This window comes from Waterburya agarophytonicola KI4 (assembly GCF_020640915.1).
GTDB classification, from domain to species: Bacteria; Cyanobacteriota; Cyanobacteriia; order Cyanobacteriales; family Xenococcaceae; genus Waterburya; species Waterburya agarophytonicola.
Genome location: NZ_JADWDC010000021.1, coordinates 40,683 through 64,112, shown reverse-complemented (window position 1 = coordinate 64,112; position 23,430 = coordinate 40,683). Strand labels below are relative to the sequence as shown.

General features: G+C 39.6%; 22 protein-coding genes. 7 read left to right on the top strand and 15 right to left on the bottom strand.

What is annotated here, in order from left to right:
- A partial coding sequence (locus I4641_RS10505) for a coiled-coil domain-containing protein (RefSeq protein ID WP_229640471.1) occupies positions 1-1,150 on the bottom strand: 1,150 nt, incomplete at its 3' end.
- Between the two features lie 369 nt (positions 1,151-1,519).
- On the opposite strand from I4641_RS10505, the gene grxC reads away from it, so the two are divergent.
- The 4 genes from grxC to I4641_RS10485 all read left to right on the top strand — a co-directional run bounded on the left by grxC (position 1,520) and on the right by I4641_RS10485 (position 3,451).
- The gene (grxC, locus tag I4641_RS10500; protein WP_229640470.1) at positions 1,520-1,774 is read left to right on the top strand and encodes a glutaredoxin 3; all 255 of its coding nucleotides are present in this window, start codon (positions 1,520-1,522) and stop codon (positions 1,772-1,774) included.
- 67 nt (positions 1,775-1,841) lie between these two features.
- Complete coding sequence (gene gshB / locus I4641_RS10495) at positions 1,842-2,810, top strand: glutathione synthase (RefSeq protein ID WP_229640469.1); 969 nt, start codon at positions 1,842-1,844, stop codon at positions 2,808-2,810.
- Positions 2,811-2,829: 19 nt separating this feature from the next.
- Complete coding sequence (locus tag I4641_RS10490; protein WP_229640468.1) at positions 2,830-3,135, top strand: DUF2499 domain-containing protein; 306 nt, start codon at positions 2,830-2,832, stop codon at positions 3,133-3,135.
- A gap of 13 nt (positions 3,136-3,148) precedes the next feature.
- Positions 3,149-3,451, top strand: a complete 303-nt coding sequence (locus tag I4641_RS10485) for a DUF3593 domain-containing protein (RefSeq protein WP_229640467.1) — start codon at positions 3,149-3,151, stop codon at positions 3,449-3,451.
- 6 nt (positions 3,452-3,457) lie between these two features.
- Here I4641_RS10485 and prfB read toward each other — a convergent pair.
- The 5 genes from prfB to I4641_RS10460 form a co-directional block, all read right to left on the bottom strand.
- Positions 3,458-4,568 (bottom strand): peptide chain release factor 2 gene (prfB, locus tag I4641_RS10480; protein ID WP_369426766.1). Its coding sequence is split into 2 segments (ribosomal slippage): positions 3,458-4,495 and positions 4,497-4,568, totalling 1,110 coding nucleotides; the frame shifts between segments, so codons are not numbered across the junction.
- 37 nt (positions 4,569-4,605) lie between these two features.
- Complete coding sequence (gene sipA, locus I4641_RS10475) at positions 4,606-4,836, bottom strand: regulatory protein SipA (RefSeq protein WP_229640466.1); 231 nt, start codon at positions 4,834-4,836, stop codon at positions 4,606-4,608.
- 24 nt (positions 4,837-4,860) lie between these two features.
- The gene (locus I4641_RS10470) at positions 4,861-6,420 is read right to left on the bottom strand and encodes a serine/threonine protein kinase (protein WP_229640465.1); all 1,560 of its coding nucleotides are present in this window, start codon (positions 6,418-6,420) and stop codon (positions 4,861-4,863) included.
- A 175-nt stretch (positions 6,421-6,595) separates the two neighbouring features.
- Positions 6,596-7,033, bottom strand: a complete 438-nt coding sequence (locus I4641_RS10465; protein WP_229640464.1) for a hypothetical protein — start codon at positions 7,031-7,033, stop codon at positions 6,596-6,598.
- A gap of 27 nt (positions 7,034-7,060) precedes the next feature.
- The gene (locus I4641_RS10460) at positions 7,061-8,203 is read right to left on the bottom strand and encodes an anhydro-N-acetylmuramic acid kinase (RefSeq protein WP_369426765.1); all 1,143 of its coding nucleotides are present in this window, start codon (positions 8,201-8,203) and stop codon (positions 7,061-7,063) included.
- Between the two features lie 236 nt (positions 8,204-8,439).
- Between I4641_RS10460 and I4641_RS10455 the strand changes: the two genes are divergently transcribed.
- On the top strand, positions 8,440-10,965 hold the full coding sequence (locus tag I4641_RS10455) for a 4Fe-4S binding protein (RefSeq protein ID WP_229640462.1): 2,526 nt from the start codon (positions 8,440-8,442) through the stop codon (positions 10,963-10,965).
- 246 nt (positions 10,966-11,211) lie between these two features.
- Positions 11,212-12,858, top strand: a complete 1,647-nt coding sequence (locus I4641_RS10450) for an FAD-binding oxidoreductase (protein WP_229640461.1) — start codon at positions 11,212-11,214, stop codon at positions 12,856-12,858.
- A 67-nt stretch (positions 12,859-12,925) separates the two neighbouring features.
- Here the strand turns inward: I4641_RS10450 and I4641_RS10445 are convergent, their stop codons facing one another.
- Genes I4641_RS10445 through I4641_RS10420 form a run of 6 tightly spaced genes read right to left on the bottom strand, consistent with a single transcriptional unit; the run spans position 12,926 to position 18,076 of the window.
- Entirely contained in the window at positions 12,926-14,644 is a 1,719-nt protein-coding gene (locus I4641_RS10445) for a hypothetical protein (protein WP_229640460.1), read from the bottom strand.
- Positions 14,645-14,704: 60 nt separating this feature from the next.
- Entirely contained in the window at positions 14,705-15,652 is a 948-nt protein-coding gene (locus I4641_RS10440) for an ABC transporter ATP-binding protein (protein ID WP_229640459.1), read from the bottom strand.
- 24 nt (positions 15,653-15,676) lie between these two features.
- Positions 15,677-16,171: an ureidoglycolate lyase gene (locus tag I4641_RS10435; RefSeq protein WP_229640458.1), complete on the bottom strand. Its 495-nt coding sequence runs from the start codon at positions 16,169-16,171 to the stop codon at positions 15,677-15,679.
- Between the two features lie 45 nt (positions 16,172-16,216).
- Positions 16,217-16,810, bottom strand: coding sequence for a CPBP family intramembrane glutamic endopeptidase (locus tag I4641_RS10430; protein ID WP_229640457.1), 594 nt, complete (start codon positions 16,808-16,810; stop codon positions 16,217-16,219).
- 7 nt (positions 16,811-16,817) lie between these two features.
- Complete coding sequence (locus tag I4641_RS10425) at positions 16,818-17,867, bottom strand: DUF3326 domain-containing protein (RefSeq protein WP_229640456.1); 1,050 nt, start codon at positions 17,865-17,867, stop codon at positions 16,818-16,820.
- 32 nt (positions 17,868-17,899) lie between these two features.
- Positions 17,900-18,076 (bottom strand): DUF8621 family protein, encoded by a 177-nt coding sequence (locus I4641_RS10420; RefSeq protein ID WP_229640455.1) that lies wholly within the window; start codon positions 18,074-18,076, stop codon positions 17,900-17,902.
- A 125-nt stretch (positions 18,077-18,201) separates the two neighbouring features.
- On the opposite strand from I4641_RS10420, the gene I4641_RS10415 reads away from it, so the two are divergent.
- Entirely contained in the window at positions 18,202-19,878 is a 1,677-nt protein-coding gene (locus tag I4641_RS10415; RefSeq protein WP_229640454.1) for a M48 family metallopeptidase, read from the top strand.
- Positions 19,879-20,225: 347 nt separating this feature from the next.
- Here I4641_RS10415 and I4641_RS10410 read toward each other — a convergent pair whose 3' ends face one another.
- The 3 genes from I4641_RS10410 to I4641_RS10400 form a co-directional block, all read right to left on the bottom strand.
- Positions 20,226-21,614: a TldD/PmbA family protein gene (locus I4641_RS10410; RefSeq protein WP_229640453.1), complete on the bottom strand. Its 1,389-nt coding sequence runs from the start codon at positions 21,612-21,614 to the stop codon at positions 20,226-20,228.
- Positions 21,615-21,696: 82 nt separating this feature from the next.
- Positions 21,697-22,530 carry a LolA family protein gene (locus tag I4641_RS10405; protein ID WP_229640452.1) on the bottom strand — a complete coding sequence of 278 codons (834 nt, stop codon included), beginning with the start codon at positions 22,528-22,530 and terminating at the stop codon, positions 21,697-21,699.
- Positions 22,531-22,586: 56 nt separating this feature from the next.
- Positions 22,587-23,363 carry a hypothetical protein gene (locus I4641_RS10400; RefSeq protein ID WP_229640451.1) on the bottom strand — a complete coding sequence of 259 codons (777 nt, stop codon included), beginning with the start codon at positions 23,361-23,363 and terminating at the stop codon, positions 22,587-22,589.
- Between the last annotated feature and the right edge of the window lie 67 nt (positions 23,364-23,430).

The following is a 23,430-nucleotide window of genomic DNA, read 5'->3' as shown; positions in this document are numbered from 1 at the left end:
CCGACTCTTCTTCAGCAGGAGATTCTAGACTAAACTCTTGAGAGGGTTCGCTTTCCTCGGCAAATCCCATCATCAAGTCTTCCGACTCTTCTTCAGCAGGAGATTCTAGACTAAACTCTTGAGAGGGTTCGCTTTCAGAGATAAATTCACCCATCAAGTCTTCAGATTCTTCTTCAGCAGGAGATTCTTCAATAGTATTAACAATACTATCTATTTCTTCTTTATGTTCGAGTTCTTCAGCTTTTTCAAGATCGAATAATTCTAATTCTGATTCGCTAAAAGAGCCAATCAACTTGTCGACTAATTCTAGCTCTGAACCCGAATCATTTTTATTACTATTTTTTAATTCTTCAGAAGTATTTTTGATAAATGGATTGACATCTGATTCTAAATTTTCTTCAGATTCATCAAATTTTTTACCAGTTTCTAATTCACTATCAAATGCTTTTAATTCGGATTCATCTAAAGAATTAACTAGCTGCTTGACTTCTATTTCTGATTCTGGCTGAATTGTATCGTTGAAGTGAGGTGTTACTTCAAAGTCAGAATTAGTTATACTTTCTTCAATAGGTGATATAACTTGTTCTAATTGTTCTTGTTTGAAAGATAGCTGTTCTACTTCTTGGTGTAGATTTTGTTTGTAATTTTCCAGCGTATGAACTTCACTATTTAGTGCTTCTTTTTGCTTTTCAGTTGCTGTGAGTTGACTATTTATTGCGTCTAACTCTTGTTGTTTGGATTGAATTTGTTGATGCCAATTTTGAGATTCAGTTTCCAACTGTTCCTTGCGATCGCTTAGGTCAGAAATCAAAGTAACTAACTGATTTTGCTCGTTTTGAAGTGAATTTATATCAGTTTCTATTGCTTGTATTTTGGCAACTTTCTCATCACAAGACTGTTGTAATTGTGCTTCTTGACTGCGAAGTTCTGGGACTTGACTATCTAATAAATTATTATTGTCGTTGTTGTCAGAGTTTTTTTTACTCTTATTAACTAGAGTTCCAGCTACACAAGCCATAGATGCAGCTGCACCTGTCCCCATTAAAGCTTTTTGAACATTATTATCTTTTACTAGTATTCCAATACCAAAGGTTGCACCCAAAGCAAGGTAACTTAGCAGGATTTTATTAACAACTTTTGCTGATTCCATTTTATGTAAGTTCGATATAAGTTAACTTATTAAAGAAGCTGTGTTTTCAGGCTAGTAGTTGTATCAACCACTCGTTCTCTGGCAAACTTAGCAACCAAGGGTTTATTGACTCTGAAATACGAGAACTTCCTTAGTCTTATCTTTAAGAGTTCCCAAATAGATCGGGAAAACTAACAAAGTAATAGTTAATAGTTGACAATGAAAATCTTGAGATATCCGTTTCCTATTTACTCGATCGCATTTATTAGTTATCGCAATACATTTAGAGTGCTTTGTGATTAAAGAGGAAATCTATTTTAGATCCCCTAATTAATTAACAAATCAGTTTAAGATAGTAAAGACGTAATGATACTTAACATTTGAAGGATTATGGCAGCAAAAGTAGAGATATATACCTGGAGTCGTTGTCCTTTTTGTATGCGAGCGAAAGGCTTGCTGGATAAAAAAGGAGTGAAATACAGTGAATACTGTATTGATGGAGACGAATCAGCTAGATCCCAAATGAAAAAAAGAGCCAATGGTAGATCCAGCGTACCGCAAATCTTTATCGACGATCGCCATATTGGTGGATGCGACGATCTTTATGACTTGGATAGTGCGGGAGAATTAGAGCCTCTGTTGTAGAGGGGACTTATCAAGCTGTACCCTTATTAAGTTAGAAGCATTAAGAATTTAATTTAAGGACAACAGCGTGAAACTCGCATTTATTATCGATCCGATAGCTCTTTTAGATCCAGGACACGACAGCAGTGTTGCTATGATGGAAGCAGCACAACAGTTAGGTCATCAAGTTTGGATAACTGAATCTAATCAACTAAGTATTGTAGAGGGAAAGGCTTGGGGATATTTGCAACCCCTCAACCTCAAGCCCGTCAAACTAATTGATGGGCATTATTCAGTCGAATCAGATTGGTATCGGGTGGGCGATCGCAATCTTACTTGTTTGGAGGAAATGGACGCAGTATTTATGCGTACCGATCCTCCTGTCACTGTGCCTTACCTCTACACCACCTATATCCTAGATTTAATCGATCCTAGTAAAACTTTAGTAGTCAATTCTCCTCAGGGATTGAGAAATGCTAACGAAAAAGTATACGCTCTTCAGTTTACTTCTGTGATTCCTGAAACTATTGTCAGTCAAGATAAAGCAGTGATTGCTAAATTTGTTCGAGAGAAAAAAACTGCCGTCTTAAAACCATTGGGGGGTAAAGGTGGAGAGGGAATTCTTTTTTTAGAAGAGGGCGATCGCAATTTTAATTCTATGATTGAGGTTAGCACTCAAAGAGGGCGCGAACCCGTGATGGTTCAAGAATATTTACCTGCTGCCAAACAGGGAGACAAAAGAATTATCATGCTTGATGGTAAACCCATTGGTGCAGTAAACCGCGTGCCTAGTGGTAATGAATTCCGAGGAAATATGGCAGTGGGAGGAAAAGCTGAAAAGGTAGATATTACCGAGAGAGAAAAAGAAATTTGTGCTATCGTCGCACCCCAGTTAAAAGCAGATAATCTTTATTTTGTGGGTATTGATGTCATTGGGGGCTATCTAACTGAAGTTAATGTAACTAGCCCTACAGGCATTCGAGAAATAGATCGATTAAATAATGTCAATTTGGGCAAACAAGTCGTGGAATGGCTAGAAACCAAATTGTCTAATTAATGAAAAATAAGAAAAGACAATGCACGCATTATCAATTCCAACCTGGATAGTTCATGTATCGAGCGTATTAGAATGGGCTGCTGCCATTTATTATATTTGGCAATATGGAGAAGTCACAGGCGATCGCTCTTGGTATAATTTATCATTCGCTATGTTACCTGCTCTAGTTAGTGCTATGTGTGCCTGTACTTGGCACTTCTTTGATAATATCGAATCTCTAGAGTGGTTAGTTATTCTTCAAGCCTCTATGACTGTGGTAGGAAACTTCACCGTATGTATTGCTGCTTGGGGAATTTGGCGTAACTCAAAGCGATCGGAAATTTAAGTAACGACTTTCCATGAATAAAGAAAACTTGTTTGCAATTTCATTGTTTCCCTATTTGGGTTTTTTGTGGTTTATGACTCATTCGGGAAAAACCCCTCGTTTGGCTTTAATTGGCTTTTATGTCCTGTTGGTTTTTGTCGCAGTCACAATTCCCGCGGGTATTTATGCTCAAGTTCATTATGGTAAATCCTTAGCTAATGTAGATTGGCTGCATGGCAGTGCGGAAATCTTTCTAACTCTTTCTAACATCTTGGTAGTGATTGGTTTTCGCCAAGCAGTCATCAAGCACAAAAAATCCGAGATAGAAACAAATTAAACCAAATTAAACCAACTGATTTTCTTGGCGTAAATAAGCTTCCACAAAAGCATTAAGATCCCCATCCATTACACCATTAACATCGGTAGTTTCCACTTCTGTCCGCAGATCTTTGACCATTTGATAGGGATGAAAAACATAATTGCGAATTTGATTTCCCCAGGCTGCTTCTACCATATCACCGCGAATTTCAGCAATTTCTTTGGCTCGTTGTTCTTCGGCGATAATCAACAATTTAGCTTTTAGAAGAGTCATTGCCCTTTCTTTATTTTGTAATTGCGATCGCTCTTCCGTGCAGCGTACGGCTATTTTAGTGGGTAAATGGACAATTTGTACCGCAGTTTCCACCTTGTTGACATTTTGTCCCCCCGCACCGCCAGATCTAGAGGTTTTGATTTCCAAATCTTTGTCGGGAATTTCTAAGTTTAATTCTTCATCCCCCAAGTTGGGCATAATTTCCACTCCCGCAAAGCTAGTTTGCCGTTTACCATTAGCATTAAAGGGAGAAATTCTAACTAAACGATGAGTACCTTTTTCCCCTTTTAAATAACCATAGGCATAACGCCCTTCTATTTCTAGAGTAGCGGATTTAATTCCTGCTTCATCTCCCGCCGAAGATTCTGCTAAACGGACTTTATAACCTTCTTTTTCACTCCAGCGAGTGTACATCCGCAAGAGCATTTCTGCCCAGTCTTGAGCATCCGTACCCCCCGCACCAGCATTGATGGTTAAAATCGCTCCTTTAGTGTCATAAGTACCAGACAGGAGTTGTTGTAAATCCCATAGTTCGAGGTCTTTTTCTAGTTGCTGGAGACTAGTCTGAGCTTCTGTAGCTAGAGCTTCATCTGATTCTAATTCTAGTAACTCGGCGATCGCTTTGGCATCTTCTAGAGTACTTTGCCAGGTTTGATACTGTTCTAAATTGGACTTAAAATCGTTTAATTCTTGCAAAACCTTCTGGGCAGTGCTTTGGTCGTCCCAAAATTCTGGTTGCGCTGCTCTTTGCTCTAAATCCTGTATCTTGGCTATTAAGGCTGGCGGGTCAAAGATATTCCTGAGCTTTACTCAGGTGTAGAGATATAGTTTCGATAGTACGCTTTAATTCGGATACTTCCATCATGAGGAATTTTTAGATCTGGATTATATCTATAATTTTAATCATCGATCGCTTCTATATACTGACTTTCTAACAAAAAAGCCCCCTGGGTAAAACGAATACCGTAGTAACCACCAGGACGACGGTCTAAAATCGTACCCAACTCCCCTATGGTTAGCAAACTAGGAGAACGGAGCATGGGCATGGGTTCGGCTGTTTTAATATATTCGGGTAGAGCTACAATTTTAATGTGATCGCCTACCTTAAAGCTTCTTTCCTCGTTGCTCATTATTAGTTATTAATTGCTCGTTGTTTATCTTCCTGCATTAACATCAGTCAAATTAGATTTTTTCACTTTAGTCACAATTTTGTCTTTCAGCTTTTCTAATTCTTGGCTCAAAACACTTTTTGCTATTTTGATATCCCCCACGCTTTTAGTGACTTGACTGATATTTGCCCACTGGCCGAGCATTTTACAATAGCGATCGCTTATAACCGAATTTAAAATATGTTGACACTGCCCAGGTTCGTTTAAAGCATACAACAAAACACGATATTTTCCTTCTTCAGCCAGGGCGCGGGTAATTTGCTGTCCTTTATTAGATTTAAGATCCAAATAACAGGGAAGCCACTTAGCACCATATTCGTCATTGTAAAGTATAGTTGCCCATAGAAGAGTAGGGTGGGGATGGCTGAGATACAAAAATTGGTTGTAACGCTTGCTAGATATTCTATTTTCTACCCCTTCCGGGTCTAACATAACCGAAAGAACGGGGACATCTCCCAAATTAGTTTCGATTAATCGAGGAAAAACAATTTTACGCAGGGGCTTGTTTGCGGGCCAAGGAATTTGCAAACAGATATCTGTGGTTGAAGATTCTGCATGGATGGTTTTATTTTCAAAATTTAATCCATGACCAGTTGTGTCGTAGGGTAAATCTAGCTGCTCTTTTTGAGGACTAGAGCCATTTTGATTGGGTTGGTCAGAGTTATTCTGAGATGTTGAATCAAATAATTGTAGAGTATCTAAGATTTCTCGTACAGTTTGGGGTCTATCTTCTCTTTCTTTTGCCAAACAACCAAATACTAAGTCTTGTAGATCCCGAGGTAAACCGAGCCTTTCGCTAAATGGTTCTGGTTTAAAATTATGATGTGCTTGATACCAACCGCCAAAAGAAGAGTTTTGAGGAAGTAGGGGCATATCCATGGTTAGCATCTCATACATCATTACTCCCAAACTATAAATATCAGAACGATTGTCTAATTCCTTGCCTTCCATCTGCTCTGGAGAACAATATGCTAATGTTCCCATGAATGACTGAGTTTGATTGGCACTAGCCTGGACTAATTTAGCAATACCAAAGTCTAAAATCTTGGCTGCTTCCCCCAAAGTAGGATCTTGAATGACAATTATATTGCTAGGTTTGATGTCTCGGTGAATAATATGAGAAAGTTCTCCATTAAAATAAATACCTTGATGAGCAGATTCCAAGCCCAAACATACGTGGCGAATTAAGGTGAGAAATCTTGGTAAAGCAATAGGTTTATGGCAAATAAGCTCGTTAATACTTTCTCCTGAGAGAAATTCCATGACGTAAAAAGGAGCATTATGTTCGTCTACGCCATAATCTTTGACCCTAACAACATGAATGCTTTTTTCTCCTAGTAGAGCGGATATTGTGGCTTCGCGCTCAAAGCGATCGCGCATATTATCATTGAGCAGAGCTTGGGATAAAAATTTGACTGCAACAGTTACACCACCTAACACGGTGTCTTTGGCTCGATAAACCCTACCCATAGCACCTTCGCCAACTAAGTCACATAGTTCATAGCGATTGGCAAGTAAACGACCGTTATTAGTATCTTGATTCATAATTTGGTAACTGATAGTAGTTCAACTCGCGCGTCAGATGCAGCTCATACTAAAGCTAATGGGTCGCGGTATCCTTTAGAAAAATCATTTCTTTGCCAGAGAGAGTGTTGTCTTAAAGGATGCCCCGAAGGTATTGATTCAAAATCAATCTCGGCTCTTTGGATTCGATCTAAAATTAGCGTTTGAGAACGGCTTCAATTGTATGTTTGACACTGTGACCGTCTAAAATACTGCTAGTTAGATGATAAGTATTGCTATCTACGCAATAATATGTGTCTAATCCCTTTTGTTGAGAAGTAGCTTCAATAAACCAGTAATACTGAATAATAGATTGGAATCCGAGTCTACCCTCTCCCTCAATATTCCCCAAAAGGTTGTGTTGAGAAACATAAGTATAATTTTTTTCTTCGTAATTTAAGTTGCCTCGACATTGATAGATGATTTTGGTAGCATTTTCGTCATCACAAACTAAACTAGTAGTTAATTTGAACCAGGTTTCTCTTTTCCAGGCAATTTGCATTCCTCCCTGAAGGGGGATAGGCGTTGATTTTGGTTTAAGCCAATGACCTGTTATTTTCCAGTAGCCTGGTTCTAATAAGAAACTATGAGCCACAACCTTATCCTCATAATTTTAAATTTGTTATTCTACTAAGTGGATTTCTCCTAACAAAGCTGGTTTGCTAGCTCCTGTAACTTGAGGTAAGTTACCAGTAATAGCCAGAACTCTCCAATAAGCTAAGATAGCAAAGGCGATCGCTTCTTTGAAATTGCCATCAATTCCCACCTCATCTGTCGTATTAATCTGTGCCGATGTTAACTCAGCCTGCAAGCGTTGTCTCAGATATAAATTCCTCGCCCCCCCGCCACAAAGTAGTATTTCATCTGGCATTTGGGGTAAAAATCGTTGATAGCTATCAATAATAGAGGCTACAGTCAATTCTGTCAGGGTGGCAAGGCGATCGCTGTCTTTGAGATTATTTTGCTCCATATCTTGCCAACATCTAGTGAAATAATCTTGACCAAATAATTCTCTTCCCGTTGATTTTGGTGGAGACTGGCGGAAAAAATCTTGCTCCAGCCATTTTGTGATTAATTGACGATCTGGCGTACCCCCCGCAGCCCATTGACCGTCTCGATCGTAAGTTTGAGAGCCATCACTTAGATGGCTTACAGCCAAGTCTATTAGAGCATTTCCAGGTCCCGTATCCCAGCCCCAGACTCGATCTTTCCAGTCAGATAATTGATTTGGAGGTAAAAATGTTACATTTCCAATACCGCCAATATTTTGCACTGCTCTCGATTTAGTGGGATGGGACAGCAAGCAAGCATCTATTTTGGGGACTAATGGCGCGCCTTCTCCGCCTAAAGCAAGGTCGACAGCACGAAAATTGCAGATAGTTTTAATGCCTGTCAAACGGGCAATTAAGTCTCCTCGACCGAGTTGCAAACTGTAGCCCAATCGATCTTGAGATGGGGGTCTATGATATACAGTTTGACCGTGAGAGCCAATTAAATCTGCTTTCGGCTGTTGAGCTTGAATTTTTTGGGCTGCATTGGCAAATTGGAAAGCGATCGCATCATCTAGCATGCCTAATTCCATCATAGAAATGGCTCGACCGCCACATACAGCCAATATTTTATCTCTCAATTCTGGGGGATAAGGATAAGTTTCACCTGCTAATAAATCTACTTGCAGATCTGCTTCTGTACCACTAACTGCGATCGCAGCGGCATCAATACCATCTACCGAAGTACCACTCATCAGACCAACAACTATCATAATTTTATCTTTAGAGTACTGTTCTCTAGAAAAAACCGATCCTAACTTATGTTTTTTGAAGTTGTAATGCAAACGAATATATTGTAGAAATGTTTTTATATTGCTTGATTGCGACAATTATCGCACAATATTTAATTTTTTCTTTCATAGGCAAAAATGAATAAATTCATAGAATAGTACATAGTAGTATTTTAGTCATCTGAATTTATATAAATAATGATTTTGAGGAATAAATTTTAATGCTCAACAAAGTTGCCGAACAGAAAGCTCATACCATTAGGTATGTTTTAGTAGTGGGTTGGATATTATTAATAGTTTCTCTGTTTTTCGATCCCATCTCCGCTCATCTGACCGACCCCAATACAACTTTTTTTAGTCCTTTAAAAGACGATTTGCTGATTCGGGCTGCAAACCCCGAAACTTGCATTAGGCTTCAAGGAGAATGTATTAAAGACGGTGATATACCGTATAAAGCTGGAGCGAGGATTTTCTGGGGTTATATTGTACCTGCAGGGTTTGGGATTGTTTTTGTTTTGGGACATGAATTTTGGCGTAGAATCTGCCCTTTATATTTTTTATCCCAAATTCCTCGCGCTTTGGGTCTAAAACCCAAAAAGAAGATTTCGGAAAATAAATGGTTGACTGAAAATCATTTATATCTTCAGTTTGTTCTCTTCTTCATCGGGCTAAATATGCGGATTTTGTTTATCAACTCAGCCCGTCCAGTGTTTGGAGGATTTTTGGTTTTCACCATTGGCGCTGCCATTATTATGAATCTTTTTTATGGCGGTCGTAGTTGGTGTCATTATGTCTGTCCTTTTGGCATGGTGCAAATGGCTTTGACAGGACCTAGAGGCTTGTTGGGTAGCGAAGCACAAAAAGAGCCTCCCAAAACGATTACTCAGTCAATGTGTCGTACTTTTGATCAAGAAACGGGAAAAGAGAAGGCTACTTGTATTAGCTGTAAGTCTCCTTGTATGGATATTGATTCGGAAAAAGCTTATTGGGAACAATTAACCAAACCAGGTAGGAAACTGGTGCAATATGGCTATTTAGGTCTAGTTTGTGGCTACTTTCTTTATTATTTTTTATATTCTGGTAATTTTGATTACTATTTTTCTGGATCTTGGACTCATGAAAAAGGTCAGGTAGCCAAAATCTTTAATCCTGGCTTTTTTATTGGCGGACAAGCAATTCCGATTCCGAAATTTGTAGCTACGCCCTTAACCTTGGCTGCAATGGCTGGCATTGTGTTTTTAATCGTTACTCAGATCGAAAAAATCTACACTGGTATTGTCAAAAAGCAAAATCCCAATCTCGATCGCAAGATAATCATCCATCGAGTTTTTACCATTGTTACTTTTTTAGCAGTCAATTGTTTCTATGTATATGGAGGTCGTCCCGAACTGCTGCGTCTTCCTTTCGTGGTCAATATGATCTTTAATGGTTTAGTCGTACTAATCAGTACTCTGTGGTTAGTTCGTACTTGGGGACGTACCAACGAACAATATAAGAAAGAAAGTATTGCGGATAAATTACGCCGTCAGTTGAAAAAACTCTCCATCGACTTTACCAGCGTCCTTGGCGGTCGAACTTTAGACGACTTGAAAGCCGACGAACTGGATTTGCTCGCTCAAGTAGTTCCTCAAGTTACTAAGCAAGACCGCATTCAAGTTTATAAAGGCGTATTAGAAGAATCTTTGGCATCGGGTAACGTAGAAGCGACAAATAGTTTGAAATCTTTGGAATCAGTACGCCAACGTCTAGAAGTAACTGAAGAAGAACACTATGCTATGTTGAGCGAGATTGGCATCGACGATCCTACTCTAATCAATGCAGAAGAATATTCTAGAGAAGAACGTTTCAGAATTGAAAGTTATAAAGAATCGATCGCAGGAATACTCCAAGAATTGGTCGATAGTGGAATGCCCGTAGGAGAAGCGGTATCAGCGAGAACAAATCAAATTGCCAACCTTAAAAACGAATATAATATAAACTCAGAAGAACACCTCCAAGTATTGAGTGGGCTGTTTGATTCTTTGCGTCCGAAAGCAGAAAAACTCCTCGCCTTATTACAAACGGAAAATTCTCGTTATCAAGTAATTAGTAATTTTCAACCATATAGCAGCACTCCCGTTTTTATGCTGTTGCGAAAACTATTACTTGCCAAGCAGCAATTAATTGTTCGACCTTTATTAGCAGTACTAGAATTACTCAATGACGAACCAGATGCGGTACACCTAGCTCAAAGAACGGGGGTTGTCGCCACAGATGCGATTTCTCAAGTATTGACCGCAGAACCTCAATGGCAACAGCGTTTGAACCCCAATATTTTAAGAGAAATAATGCCTGGGGGAATCAGTAGTACTCAAGAAACTGTAGTTAAAGCAGGTGGTACAAAAACTATACTCCATAGTGAGTCTCGCTCTGCTCAAGCAGTTGACGATACACTCTTAGAGCTATTACAAGAGCCAAATCCCATTACCGAATCAGCGAGTCTTTATGCCTTGACTCAACTCAATCGAGATAAGGGAATCGCTCAAGCTCAACAAATAATGCAACAACCCCTGCAAAATGATTTGGTTAAAGGTACTGCTGCTAGTATCTTGGGTCAAGCCCCAGGAACTTCGGTAATTGAACAATTGTTGACTATGTCTGGACAATCTCATTTCCAAACTATGACACCAGACCAACTATTATCTTTGGTAACTCAAGCTCAACAAAACAATCGAGATATTACTGAAATTACACCTCCTGGTGGATAAGCAAAAATAAACCAATTCATCTATCTAGATTATAGATCTAGAGATCGAGCATATTTTTAACAGTTAGTTCATAGGAAATAAAATAATATCTAAAATTGTGGATTCGCTTTGATTCGAGAAGTATTTCAAAGGATTAGATAATGTTTTGTATATAGGGAACAATATACTGTGAGCTATTTGTTTGATTGTCAAGCTCGAAAATAACGGAAGTTAGCAAAATTTTTATTGATATAAAGAGGACAACCAATGCCAGAAGTTATCATCATCGATACTAGAAAACCACAAGAAACCAAAACCATTATGCTGGCTCCCGAACAGCAACTCAATAACGAGTGTCTTCTAGGTAGAGACGAACGCTGTTCCATTGTATTGGATGATACTTTAGCTAGTCGTACTCACGGCAAGATTGCCTTTCGCAATGGTGGTTATTATTATTCCGACTTGGGTAGTAGAAATGGTTCAAAAGTAAACAACGTAGATGCCCAACTCAACCAAGAATATCTTCTAAAACCCTCTGATACGATCGCCTTAGGCAATCACTTGCTGTGGATCAAAGCGATCGCAGGTGAGGAAGCTCCCGCGGTCCCCCAGTCGATGAGTCCTGCCCAGTATATGCCGTTGGCTACGATCGACACCACAACCTTAGAAACATGGACTCAAGGAACAAAACAGGTTAGGTGCGTGCAGATCATTGATGAAACTATTGATGTTAAAACTTTTACTTTTGTTTGTGAGCCTCCTGTCAAATTTAACTATCAACCAGGACAGTTTATTACTTTGAGCTTGAATATTGATGGAAAGAATGTTAAACGCTCTTATTCCATCTCTTCTACCCCTTCTCGCCCCCATAGTATAGAAGTTACTGTCAAACGAGTCCCCGCTCCTCGCGATGAGCCTAGCGCACCTCCAGGGCTAGTGAGTAACTGGTTGCATGACAACATGAAAGTTGGCAGTCAAATTGAAATAAATGCCCCCATGGGTAAATTCACTAATTTTGCCAACCCTTCAAGTAGATTATTATTAATCTCCGCAGGAAGTGGAATCACTCCCATGATGTCGATGTCTCGTTGGATTTGCGACACTATATCCAATGTTGATATTGTTTTTCTTCATAGCGCGCGTAGTCCAGAAGATATTATTTTTCGTCAAGAGCTAGAGATGATGACGGCTCGTTATCCTAAATTCAAGCTAGCTATTACTGTGACTCGTCCTGTCCCTGGTCAACCCTGGTATGGCTATACAGGTCGAATCAATGAAACTATTTTACCTGCCATCTCTCCTGACTATAAAGACCGTACTGTATATGTATGTGGCCCTAATCCTTTCATGGAAGCAACCAAAGAATTGCTGGCTAAAATTAACTTCCCCATGGAAAACTACTACGAGGAAAGTTTTGGCGGAGCGAAGAAGAAGAAAAAAGCAGCTCCCGCAGCCTCCGCAGCACCACAAGGCGATCGGACATCAATTATACAGCCTCCGCCAGTACAGCCAATACAACCACCAATACAGCAGCCACCAGTACAACAGCCACCAGCTTATGTTGCCCCTCAAGTACAACCAACATTTGTTACTCCTCCAGCAGCGCAGCCAGTAGCTCCACCTCCACAGCAACCAGCACCACAGCAACCAGCACCAGCAGCTTCATCGGGTCCAATGGTTGTTTTAGCTAAATCTGGTCAAGAAATTTCTTGTGATGGTGAAGAGGCGATTCTAGATGTTGCTGAAGGCGAAGGCGCAGATTTACCCTTTGGTTGTCGTATGGGAGCTTGTGGAGCTTGTAAAGTCAAAAAAGTATCGGGTGACGTTGTTTATGATGATGATGTCGATTGCGAGGATGGCTTTATTTACACTTGCGTGGCTCGTCCAGTAAATAGAGTCGTGATTGAAGCTTAATTTAAGGAATTAGGAACAAGGCGATCGCTTTATATTGAAGGCGATCGCTTTTTAATAACTAATAATTCTAACTACTAATGGCTTGGTTGCGATCGAATAGCATTTTTGTTTCCGATCTTCCTGCTTGTTTTAATTTTCTAGTCATTTGTAAACCAATTAAAGAAGCTGCTACAACCTGACCTAAAATTGCCAACATTACTGTCGATAAAGTGGCATATTCTGTAGCTACAGTGGGTAGAAAACTAAATAACCAAAGTAGAGGTTCTTTTTTGGGAATCACATCAGCAAAACCCAAACATAGAGGCGGAATAATAATCAGATTAATCACACTGATTGCCGACCAAATTGCCCGCTTGCGAGTCTTCAAAGTTAAAACTAATTGAGCGACTAAAGCGTAAAGCAAGATGCTAAATCCACTCAGAACAAACCCCCAAAGTATATAGCGATCCTTTGGTTCTAGAATCAGAAATATGGAGGGGGCGATATAAATAACTGCGATCGCCATATTAATTGCTACCGCGATAACAGAAGGGCTATTTTCGCCAAAAACTAATTCTTTCCAGAGTATATTGCCGTTTTCATGGGTTTGATGGCGATATCGCGCCCAATCGTATAAAGTCTGACGGTGGGGACTCAAAGCAGCAATTAATGCTAATCCCAACATACACAGGCACATTTGTAGAAAGATAAAATTGTCCGTTGCAGAATAAGATTTATTGTTTTGTAGGGTAAAGCCCAGACCAATAACCACAAACCAAGCAGTTATCCAGTAACTTTGGGTTTTGCTAAATAAAGTGCGATCAGGATTATGGAAACGCCGTCTTAAGACAGACCAACACCAATATGTCCAGACGCTAAAGTTAAATAGAATAAACCCAATCCCAAAACTGGCTTTTGTCCACAAGGCTTGTCCGTAAAATAATAATTCTTTTAAGTTTTCTACGGATAAGAAATCTATTTTGTCTAGGGAGAGATAAGTCGCATCAATTAAGTAAGCTAAAACCAGGGTGGGATTGAATAAAAACAACCAGTCCCAAGTACCGTTAGAAATTAAATTGCTGTTATTGAATACCGTTACCGTCAGCAAAAGTAATACCGAACCGACTAAACCGCTAGCTAACCAAGGTTTGAAACCCGATAAGCCTAAATTCATCAAACTCCAAAGTAAAGCCAAGCTATAGCAAAAAGCGCAACTAGCAACTATTACCCCATCAAATCCCATAATTAGAGTCAGAGGAATATGCGCCCCCAAACCAGAAATTGTATGTAGAGGCAATAGGAGTAATATTGCCACATAGAGCAATATTGGTACGCCGAGAATTTTTCCCAGGAAAATACTATCAGCAGATTGAGGTGTGAGACGAATAAAGTTTAACGTACCTCTACTTTCTTCTTTAACTGTATCGGCGATTAACATATATGTGCCGACTATTAGTAAAGTAAAAATACTCACCATACTTAAAGCCATAAATAAATCTAGCCATAGTAATTGCCAGTTTATGACCCATTCTCCTAACATATCTTTAGTGTAGGCTGGGTTATAACCACTACCCATCGCATAACGCCCGTACTGGATGCCTAATAATTGTTTTGGATCACTTTGAGGTAATTCGCCCAAACAACAGATAGTGATCATGAACTGAGTAATGACGGATATAGCAGCGGATATGACTACATTTCTGGTTTTCAGTCTGCCTTGTATTTCTCGAAACAATTGAGGATTTAAGTCTAAAAACTTTTCCCACAAAGAACTTGATCGTTGAAACACTTGAATGTTTTGTTTCATGGTTCTAAATTTATATAATTCACCGAACAATTTTGTTATATTCGCGCCTTATCAATCGGTTTAAGAAGCTTGTTGATGTCCTAATTTTAAAAATATAGTTTCTAAATCTTCTTGGATACAGTGAAATTCTGTAAGGGGAATATCAGCGAGAATAAGCGATCGCAACAGGTCAGCACAGTCTTGTTTTTCTCCTGTAAAGTTAACCTTAAGACGATCTCGTTCGGGCATCATCTCCCAAGTTTCTACAAAAGCATTTTGTCTGAGTGCTTGCTGCAATATCTCCATCTTACCTAAAGTGCCAAGGATAATTTGTTGACGAGATAATCTTTGATATAGTTCGCTCAAGGAAGCACTTTCGACTAAAAACCCTAATTCCATTATCCCTACTGAGGTACAGAGTTCTGCTAAGTCACTCAAAACGTGAGAAGAAATCAAAATTGTCATTCCTGCTTCTTGCAAAATTTTAATTATTTGGCGAAATTGTTGTCTCGCCAGAGGATCTAGCCCCGATACGGGTTCGTCTAAGAGTAGTAATATGGGTTCGTGAATAATAGTTCTCGCCAAACTCAAGCGTTGTTTCATGCCCCGCGAGAGAGTTGAAATAATACTTTTGCGCTTGTTCTCCAGTTGCACTAGTTCTAATACTTCCTGTAGCCGACGACGACGGACAGAAGGGTTTAAATTATATAGGCGAGCAAAATATTCTAAATAATCCCAAACAGTAAGATCGTCATAAAGGGGAAAATCATCGGGGAGATAACCCAGGCGTTTTTTTTGTAAGGGGTTAGAATCATCTCTTAATAAGCGATCGCCGTTGATATATATTTCTCCCTTTGTGGGTTCTTCTGCTGCTGCTAGCATTCGGATGAGAGTGGTTTTTCCCGCACCATTAGGGCCAATTAAACCATATACTTCACCGCTTTTAATTTTGAGATCGATTTCATTGACGGCAATATGTCCCTCAAATCTTTTGGTCAAACCGTAAGTTGCGATCGCCCAATCGTTCATAATATTTAGATACCAATAGATCAATTAATCTACGATTTCAAATTCTAGATTTTGTTTGGTAGAAAAATTGTGGGTAAAATGGTCGACTACGTTAGTGTCGCTGAGTTCCAAGTTATAAAAATCTATTACTTGACTATCAAAATAGGGTCCTGCGTGCCAAGTCCCGACTTCCATTTTAATAAAACAATCTCCTGGTATGCGAAATGCCTTCAGGCGATCGATTTCTGGTTCGGTTTTAGTTGAAGGGGGACACACCGCCATAAACCATTCTTGCCCGTTTAGCGAACCCAAACATTGGGTACATAAATTGTGGCGAGTAATTTTATTAAATACTCTGCCTCGGTGGTGCAAGCGCATAATATAAAAGCGAGGAGTGCCATGGCGAAGATTCAGCGCTGCATCGGTTTCATCAAATACTTTACCGTCAAGGGAAGCAGTTATTAATTGCCCGTAGGGTTGAAAATTAGCCTCGGTAATTGGAATAGCGGTTATTTGCTGGCGAGTAACTAACTTCGGCATATTCTAGCCATATCTTAATTTTTACTATTTATTTTTATTTTCTATCTATTGCTCGCTAGTTGTCTGACGATTATTTATTTTCCACAACAAACCAGAAACCAAATTAGTAATAATATGAGCCACTACGGGAACTAGTAAATTACCTGTAACTAAAGCACAATATCCCAAGGCAAAACCCACAATAGTCGCCCAAACTACATATGGCCATTGTCCCACACCGCTAAGATGAAGTACGCCAAACAAAATGCTCGAAAGGGCTACCGCAGCTATGTTTAAACCTAATGCGGGTAGCATTACCCCGCGAAATAACAATTCCTCGCTCAATCCTGGTAACAATCCTAACCAAATCAAATCCGTCCACATCAGGGGTTTAATCACCAATTCTAGGTACATATCTGCACTACGACGATATGCTGGCCATACGCGATAAATAATCCCGCTGTTGATGGTAATAGCTACTGCTAATCCCACACTCCACAACAAGGCTTGATAATTAAATTGGATTGATAGTAATTGAACTGCACCTAATTTTTGCCATATTTTGGCGATCGCCAGTAAAAAAATGGCAGTAATACCCATAAATACTAAGATCTGGGTACGGCTGAGGGGTTCGAGTTCGGGATTATTAGGATTTGCCACTGGTTTTTTATAAACTACGAAGAGAAGATAGATCGGGATGGAAAACTTGAGGATCGATACCAGCTTTGCGAGCTACTAAAACCCCTAAGGCTTCTAAATAAGAATTGACTTTAGTTACTTTAATGCCCAAAGGCTCTGGTGGAACATCAATCTGGGTGAAATTGTTAGTTACGGCAATAATTTCCGTTGTAGAATTGGCAAAACTCATCATGGCACTACCACCACAAGCAGTATAGGGAACGATCGCAACATTGACCTCATTGCCTCTAATAATGTTAGGAGTGAATAATTCAGTGTGGGTAACGAATTGAGGGGCGCGACTCAATCCCACTAACACGCAGGGAAGAAAGGTATAGCCCAGTTCTTCGGCAGCAGCACGAGGGGATACTTGAGGATCTACGGCTAAAGGCTTGAGGGCAGGAGCATGAGCGGCAGGAATGCGAAAATTGCGGACAATTAAATGAGAAATTACGGCTTCTGCCCCCGCAAGGCAGTCTACCCCCGCTCCTTGTCGGTAGTTCTGGAGTTCTATACTATCTTCATCGTCAGGGAAACGAGCCACAACTGCGATCGCTTCAGCCCCACCCTGATAAATTAATTTCTCCGCTGCTCTTAATAGGCTACCAGGATTACCAATTGTTCCCCAACTCGTTCCAGATTCGGCAACCCGCAACTCTACTTCTAAAGGTGCGTCGGTAACTACGTAATCGGTTAAACTTAACCCCAAAGTAGCTCTGGTTGCATCTGCTACTTGAATATGCCGCAGTCGCAATTCGGGTTCGATCGCTTGATCGAGTAACAGCCCAATTTTGTTTTGTCGTACTGGATTCAAGCCCCACTTTCCTGCTGCAAAACGATCTAAGCCATAGCCTTCGACATAATAGGTATTATCCAAAGACCAATATAGCTGCGCCCCGTTGAGAACATTAGGATGGGTAATCAAGCGATCGCTAATGGTTGCCACAGACCTAGCTATAGGTAGAGCGTCTCCCGCATAACCACCGATCGCTGCACCGACTCCTGTGGGAACAATAAGAACAACCGTAAAATTCGACATAAAAAAATTAGATACAGTCTCAAGCCAAATAACTAGTTTTTCTGGGTAACAATGGCTTCTACTGTTGCTGTTTGTTTGTCTTTATCGACGCTAGTAACAGCCCAACGTAGGGGTTCGCCTTCTTTTTCTAATTGGGATTCAATTTCTTGTTGAAGTTTGATGGGTGTTTCTTGAAGATTTATTTCGGCGGTAATAAAGTGAGTAGTCATTTATTTGTACCTCAGCTACTAGTAAACATTTTCTACTGTAAGATGTACCGATCGTAAAATCAAAGGTAATAGTTAATATTTTTTGACTATTTATTTTGATTATTTATAATTATCAGGATTTATATATGAAATTAATAAGTTTATTGTTGGTTGGTTTAAATGCTTTGATGTTTCCTGCGATCGCTTTGGCAGAGTTTGATCGTCTGGAAAATATTTCTCCTAGCTCGATCGCTCAACTAGAAGCGGAGGAAGATGAAGAGGACAAATCTAAATCTAAAGAAGAAGAGGAGGATGAAGAATCAGAAAAAGCCAACGAACCCACTCCCGAAGAAATTGCTCGCTTAAAAAAACTAGCGACAGCCGACAGTTTATATTTATCTGGCTATAAAACGGATGCAGTCAAACTATATCGTCAAGCAAAAGATATTTGGGAAATCGAACAACCAGGAACTAAAGGGGATAAAGAACCTGTAGAAATTTTTGACGATCCAGAACAACTAAGTCCAGCAGGTAAAGTATTTTGGCGCAATTACCAAAAAGGAAAAGAGCAAGAATTAGAAAGCAAAATCTTCAGTGCTTTAAAATTATTAACTACTAGAGAACCAGAATTTATCTCTGGTCATCTCCATTATGCCGAGATGCTGCAAAAATACGAACGAGAAACAGAATCCCGCCAGGCATTAGATCGGGCTGTCAGTCGCTATCCTAACGAACCAAAATTAGTAAAAGCCAGAATCGAAGCTCATACTGCTGCGGAAGAATGGTTAGAGGCTTCTATATTAGCCCGCCAGTTTTCTTTATTTAATCCCGATCTTCCAGAAGCAAAAGAACTGGAGGTATTAACAGAGGAATATCTAGCAGAATATCAAAGCGATCTTCGCTCCAAAATAGCTTTGAGTGCCATCGGCAATGCGATCGCAGGTACAGTAGGTTTTGCTTTAACTGGCAGTTTGTTTGGTCCTTTATCAGCATTAGAAACCACGTCTATGCTGCTTCGGGGAGAATCGGCAATGGGAGAAGTCAGCGTAAAACAAGCTAAAAAACAACTACCTCTAATTGAAGATCCCAAAATTACTGAATACGTCAATGAAATCGGTCAAAAAGTTGCTGCTCAATCGGGTAGAGACGACTTAAAATACGAATTCTTGGTGATTATGGACGATAGCCTGAATGCTTTTGCTCTTCCTGGGGGAAAAATATTTGTTAATGCTGGTGCAATTATGAAAACTGACTCCGAAGCAGAGTTGGCAGGATTATTAGCCCACGAAGTTTCCCACGCAGCCTTATCTCACGGTTTCCAATTAGTTACTCAAGAAAATTTAACAGCCAATATCGTCAGCTATATTCCTTATGTGGGTAATGCTGCCACTAGTCTGATTGTGATGAACTATAGTCGCGGTATGGAGAAGCAAGCAGATATTTATGGAACGAGGATTTTAGTCAATTCTGGTTATGCTGCTGATGGAGTCCGTAATTTGATGCTTAAACTCCACGAATCTCATCAAGAAGATGAAGATAATTCCGAACCTCCAGAATGGTTATCTAGTCACCCGAATAGTAAAGAACGGGTGCGCTATATGGAAGAATTGATTGTTGATCGCAATCTCAATCGTTTTGCTTATGAGGGTATAGCCCGCCATCAAGAAGCTAAGTATTTGGTGACAGAACAATGGAAAAAATACGATAAATGCATTGAAGATGGAAAAATAGTTACGGTTGAAGATGCCAGAAAATGTATCCCCAATAGAAATAAACCAGAGGAAACAGAAGAAGAACCCGACCTAAATCATGAAGATAATTAGATTTGTTTTAGTTATTAATATTCCAAACATATCGTCGTTATAAATAAAGCGATCGCCAATCAAATTGATCATAATTTATTTCTTATCTCGAATGGAAAAAGAAGACTCCCGCTAAAAACGAGGGCGATTTAAGTCTAACATCGTTATACACGCCCAATGTTTTAGCGGAGAGAAATAAGTATTGTCCAAAGTCCAACCTGCTAGTGCAGCAAGTTAAGACTAGATGACTGGGTGACTTGGCGACTTAGCGAACATACCTTTTAAAGTTATTCAGCAAACTCTAGTTTGTGTTAATTAGTACTACTGTTTTTATTTTAACTCTCTAGGTTTGAGTCGCAATAAATCATTTATCTTCCGCCGACAACGACATTTTTAATGCGAATATGAGGCCCGCCAACACTCACAGGTAATGGCATTTGACCGCCTTTGCCACAACCGCCATTGGTATAGAGAGTATCGCTACTGATTGCATCTATATCTTGCAGAGTTTGGAAGACATTTCCCGATAAGGTAACGTCGCTCACGGGTTCGGCAATTTTACCATCGCGAATCATATAACCTTCTGCTGCTGCAAAGGTAAACATCTCTCCATTAGTTTGTCCTCCAAGCATCCTGACGGCGTAAACTCCTTCTTTAATCCCTTCAAACATTTCTTCTAAAGGAGTTTCCCCTGGTTCGATCGCGGTATTGGTCATGCGTACAATAGGGGGATAATTAGCGCGAATTGCTCTAGCATTACCCGTTGGTGCTTCGGTCATTTTTCCTGCGGTTTCGCGGGAGTGCAATCTTTGGGTCAATACGCCATTTTTAATTAGATACTTACGTTGTCCTGGGACTCCTTCATCGTCATATTTCATCGATCCTGGCTGGTTTTCCATCGTGGCATCGTCAACAACGTTCAGTTGCTCGATCCCCATTGGTTTGCCTAAAGTTAGCAATTCCTGCATTTTGGGATTTTCGTAGACAAAATCAGCTTCAGAAAGATGTCCGAATGCTTCGTGAATAAATACCCCAGAAAGATAGGGGTCGAGAATGACAGTGTATTGACCGCCTTTAACGGATTTTGCTTCTAATTGTCTGACTGCTCGCTCTGCTGCACCGCGAACCCGATCTTCAATACCGACTAATACATCAAAATCATTGCGGGAATGGACGGACTCAAACCCCTGACGCACTACTCCATCTTCTCCTTTGGCGATCGCCGCAAAACGCCCGTTAATATCCAATCTTTCTTGGACGATACAACTTCCCGTAGAATTGACAAAAGTCTTCGTCGCAAAGCGATCGCCAATACTTGCCATAGTAGTCTGGATGCGAGGATCGAAGTTTAATAATATTTCGTTGTAAGCTTCTAACAACTTGCGTTTATCTTGCAGAGATACACTACGGGGATCTCGTTTAATTTGTTCGGGGACAAAATCTTCAATGGGTTCGACTTTGGCTAGTTGAGTTTCTTCTTTACCGACTAGTTTGGCTTGAGAAATAGCTTCTTCGATTCTGACATTAAGCTCGTTTAAACCATTAAAAGTAACAAAACTCCAGCCACCATTATGACAGGCGCGTATCCCTCCCCCCAAGGAAAAACTACGATCTACCGAATCTAATTGTTTGCCCCGAAAAGAAAGTCCTGTTGACTCGCTTTGTTCGACGCGAATTTCTAAGTAGTCTACCTTGTCTTGATAAGATGCGATCGCGCTTTTTATTTGTTCTGCTGTAGCTGTAGCTGCTGTAGTCATATTATTTAGTTTATTTTTGGCATAAATCCTGGTTAGATCTATATTTTAGAGAAAAAGACCGGCAATAAGATTTAAAATAGCTCTAGAATGGCGCGATCGGAATCTGTTGTTCTACCTGTTCCGCATCATCAGCAGCAGAGAAAACAAATGTTTGGGGGGGAATTGATTCGGGAATAGTTTGGTTAATTACTTGCTCTTTACTAGTTAGTTGCAAGCCATTTTTTGCTCCCGATAGGTGAACTCGTTCTAAATTACCTTTTTGGGTATCAATATAAGCAGTTGCTTGAAAACCTTGATTTTTAGCGTCAATATCATAGGCTTTATAGGTTTTTCCATTAAGTTTTTCATCCCTAATCGTCAAGTTTTGCAAATCGAGGTTAGTGAATTTTTGGAAATATTTTAACAGTTGCGCTTCAGGAAGCTTGGCGAGAAAATTGCCCATTATTCTCCAACCACCAATATTACTACGGGTGTTGATATAAAAATATGACAGCGTACCAATTAAAAATCCTTCTCTAGTTTGTAGAAATTGCTTGATATCGCTGACTGAATATTGATTAGTCGCCCAATTGTAGATCCAGACTTGGCTGCCATTGCTAACAACTCGGTAAGTTTTACCTTCTAAACCATTGGGACTGACAAAAGTAATTTGGGAATTAAACTTATTCGGTGCTGCTACAATAGTTTTGATTTTGGCATTGGAAGTAAAAGCCGTACCAGGAATATCCCCCGTTGTTTCCATTACCGATTCTAATTCGTAGCTTTCTAGAGAGATAAATGCTTTGGCAGATTGAACTAGGGGCGATGCTTCTGTTTGCGGTGCGGGAGTATCTAATGTACTTTGAGCGATCGCTTTTATCTGAGCTAGATTTCCCAAACTGAAAACGGTAAAACCTAATAATAATAATGATTTCATAGTAATTAATTTTTTTGTCTTCTTATTTTATTGCCCCAAGAAAAAATTGGGTATATTTATTTGACGGGAATTATTTGCTTTAGTGTCAAACGACTACAATCAAAGTCAACATCTAACTCGATTCCACTCAAACTGCGATCGACTACTCGGACAATTCCTTTGCTAGTACATTTTGTATCGGCAGCATCAAACTGAGTTGGGGGTTGATCGAAGCTAGCGACTTCTTTTAAGGGCTTAAATTTGGCCTCTAGGATTTTTTGGCGATACTTTCCCCCATCTTTAATTGTCGGAATAATATTTGATAATGCCAAATAAATACTTTTGTTTTTGTTTTCTGGAGAATCTTCAAGCTTTAATTGAGGAATTGTTCCCAGACAGTTATTCATTTGTTCGATCCTTTCTCGAATATCTTTGGCGCGATCAAATGAGATTAGTATTTCTAACTTCATCGAACTAGAATATTTTTGGGTATCGGAAATAACTGCCTTACTATAATTAATTATTCCAGGGTGTTGATAATCTGTGATTTTTGCCGAACAGCCTTCTATTTTAGCAACACTATTAATTACTTTTTGCGAGTTGATTTCCATTAGTTCTATTACTTCGTCAAAAGAACTAGCTGTTGTGTTAATTTCAGCACCCATAATGGCAATTTCAGGAGCGACTACAAAACGAGCGATCGCAGGATCTTGAGGTGGATTAATATTTTTAGATTCATAACGATAGCTAGAATTAGAAGCTCTAACTGATGAAGATGTAGTTTGATTTTTACTACAAGATAAAAATAGTAACAAAAAACAAGTCAAATAAAATATTTTTGGAAGTCTTGACATATTGTTATAGAGCGATAGTTTTTACATTATAAATTCAGTAGAGCCAAACCAAATAGACCAAAAAAAG

Coding starts and splice junctions, on each gene's coding strand:
- grxC (WP_229640470.1), top strand. CDS start 1,520: ATGGCAGCAAAAGTAGAGATATATACCTGGAGTCGTTGTCCTTTTTGT.
- I4641_RS10490 (WP_229640468.1), top strand. CDS start 2,830: ATGCACGCATTATCAATTCCAACCTGGATAGTTCATGTATCGAGCGTA.
- I4641_RS10485 (WP_229640467.1), top strand. CDS start 3,149: ATGAATAAAGAAAACTTGTTTGCAATTTCATTGTTTCCCTATTTGGGT.
- sipA (WP_229640466.1), bottom strand. CDS start 4,836: ATGAGCAACGAGGAAAGAAGCTTTAAGGTAGGCGATCACATTAAAATT.
- I4641_RS10470 (WP_229640465.1), bottom strand. CDS start 6,420: ATGAATCAAGATACTAATAACGGTCGTTTACTTGCCAATCGCTATGAA.
- I4641_RS10455 (WP_229640462.1), top strand. CDS start 8,440: ATGCTCAACAAAGTTGCCGAACAGAAAGCTCATACCATTAGGTATGTT.
- I4641_RS10450 (WP_229640461.1), top strand. CDS start 11,212: ATGCCAGAAGTTATCATCATCGATACTAGAAAACCACAAGAAACCAAA.
- I4641_RS10445 (WP_229640460.1), bottom strand. CDS start 14,644: ATGAAACAAAACATTCAAGTGTTTCAACGATCAAGTTCTTTGTGGGAA.
- I4641_RS10440 (WP_229640459.1), bottom strand. CDS start 15,652: ATGAACGATTGGGCGATCGCAACTTACGGTTTGACCAAAAGATTTGAG.
- I4641_RS10435 (WP_229640458.1), bottom strand. CDS start 16,171: ATGCCGAAGTTAGTTACTCGCCAGCAAATAACCGCTATTCCAATTACC.
- I4641_RS10425 (WP_229640456.1), bottom strand. CDS start 17,867: ATGTCGAATTTTACGGTTGTTCTTATTGTTCCCACAGGAGTCGGTGCA.
- I4641_RS10420 (WP_229640455.1), bottom strand. CDS start 18,076: ATGACTACTCACTTTATTACCGCCGAAATAAATCTTCAAGAAACACCC.
- I4641_RS10415 (WP_229640454.1), top strand. CDS start 18,202: ATGAAATTAATAAGTTTATTGTTGGTTGGTTTAAATGCTTTGATGTTT.
- I4641_RS10410 (WP_229640453.1), bottom strand. CDS start 21,614: ATGACTACAGCAGCTACAGCTACAGCAGAACAAATAAAAAGCGCGATC.
- I4641_RS10405 (WP_229640452.1), bottom strand. CDS start 22,530: ATGAAATCATTATTATTATTAGGTTTTACCGTTTTCAGTTTGGGAAAT.
- I4641_RS10400 (WP_229640451.1), bottom strand. CDS start 23,363: ATGTCAAGACTTCCAAAAATATTTTATTTGACTTGTTTTTTGTTACTA.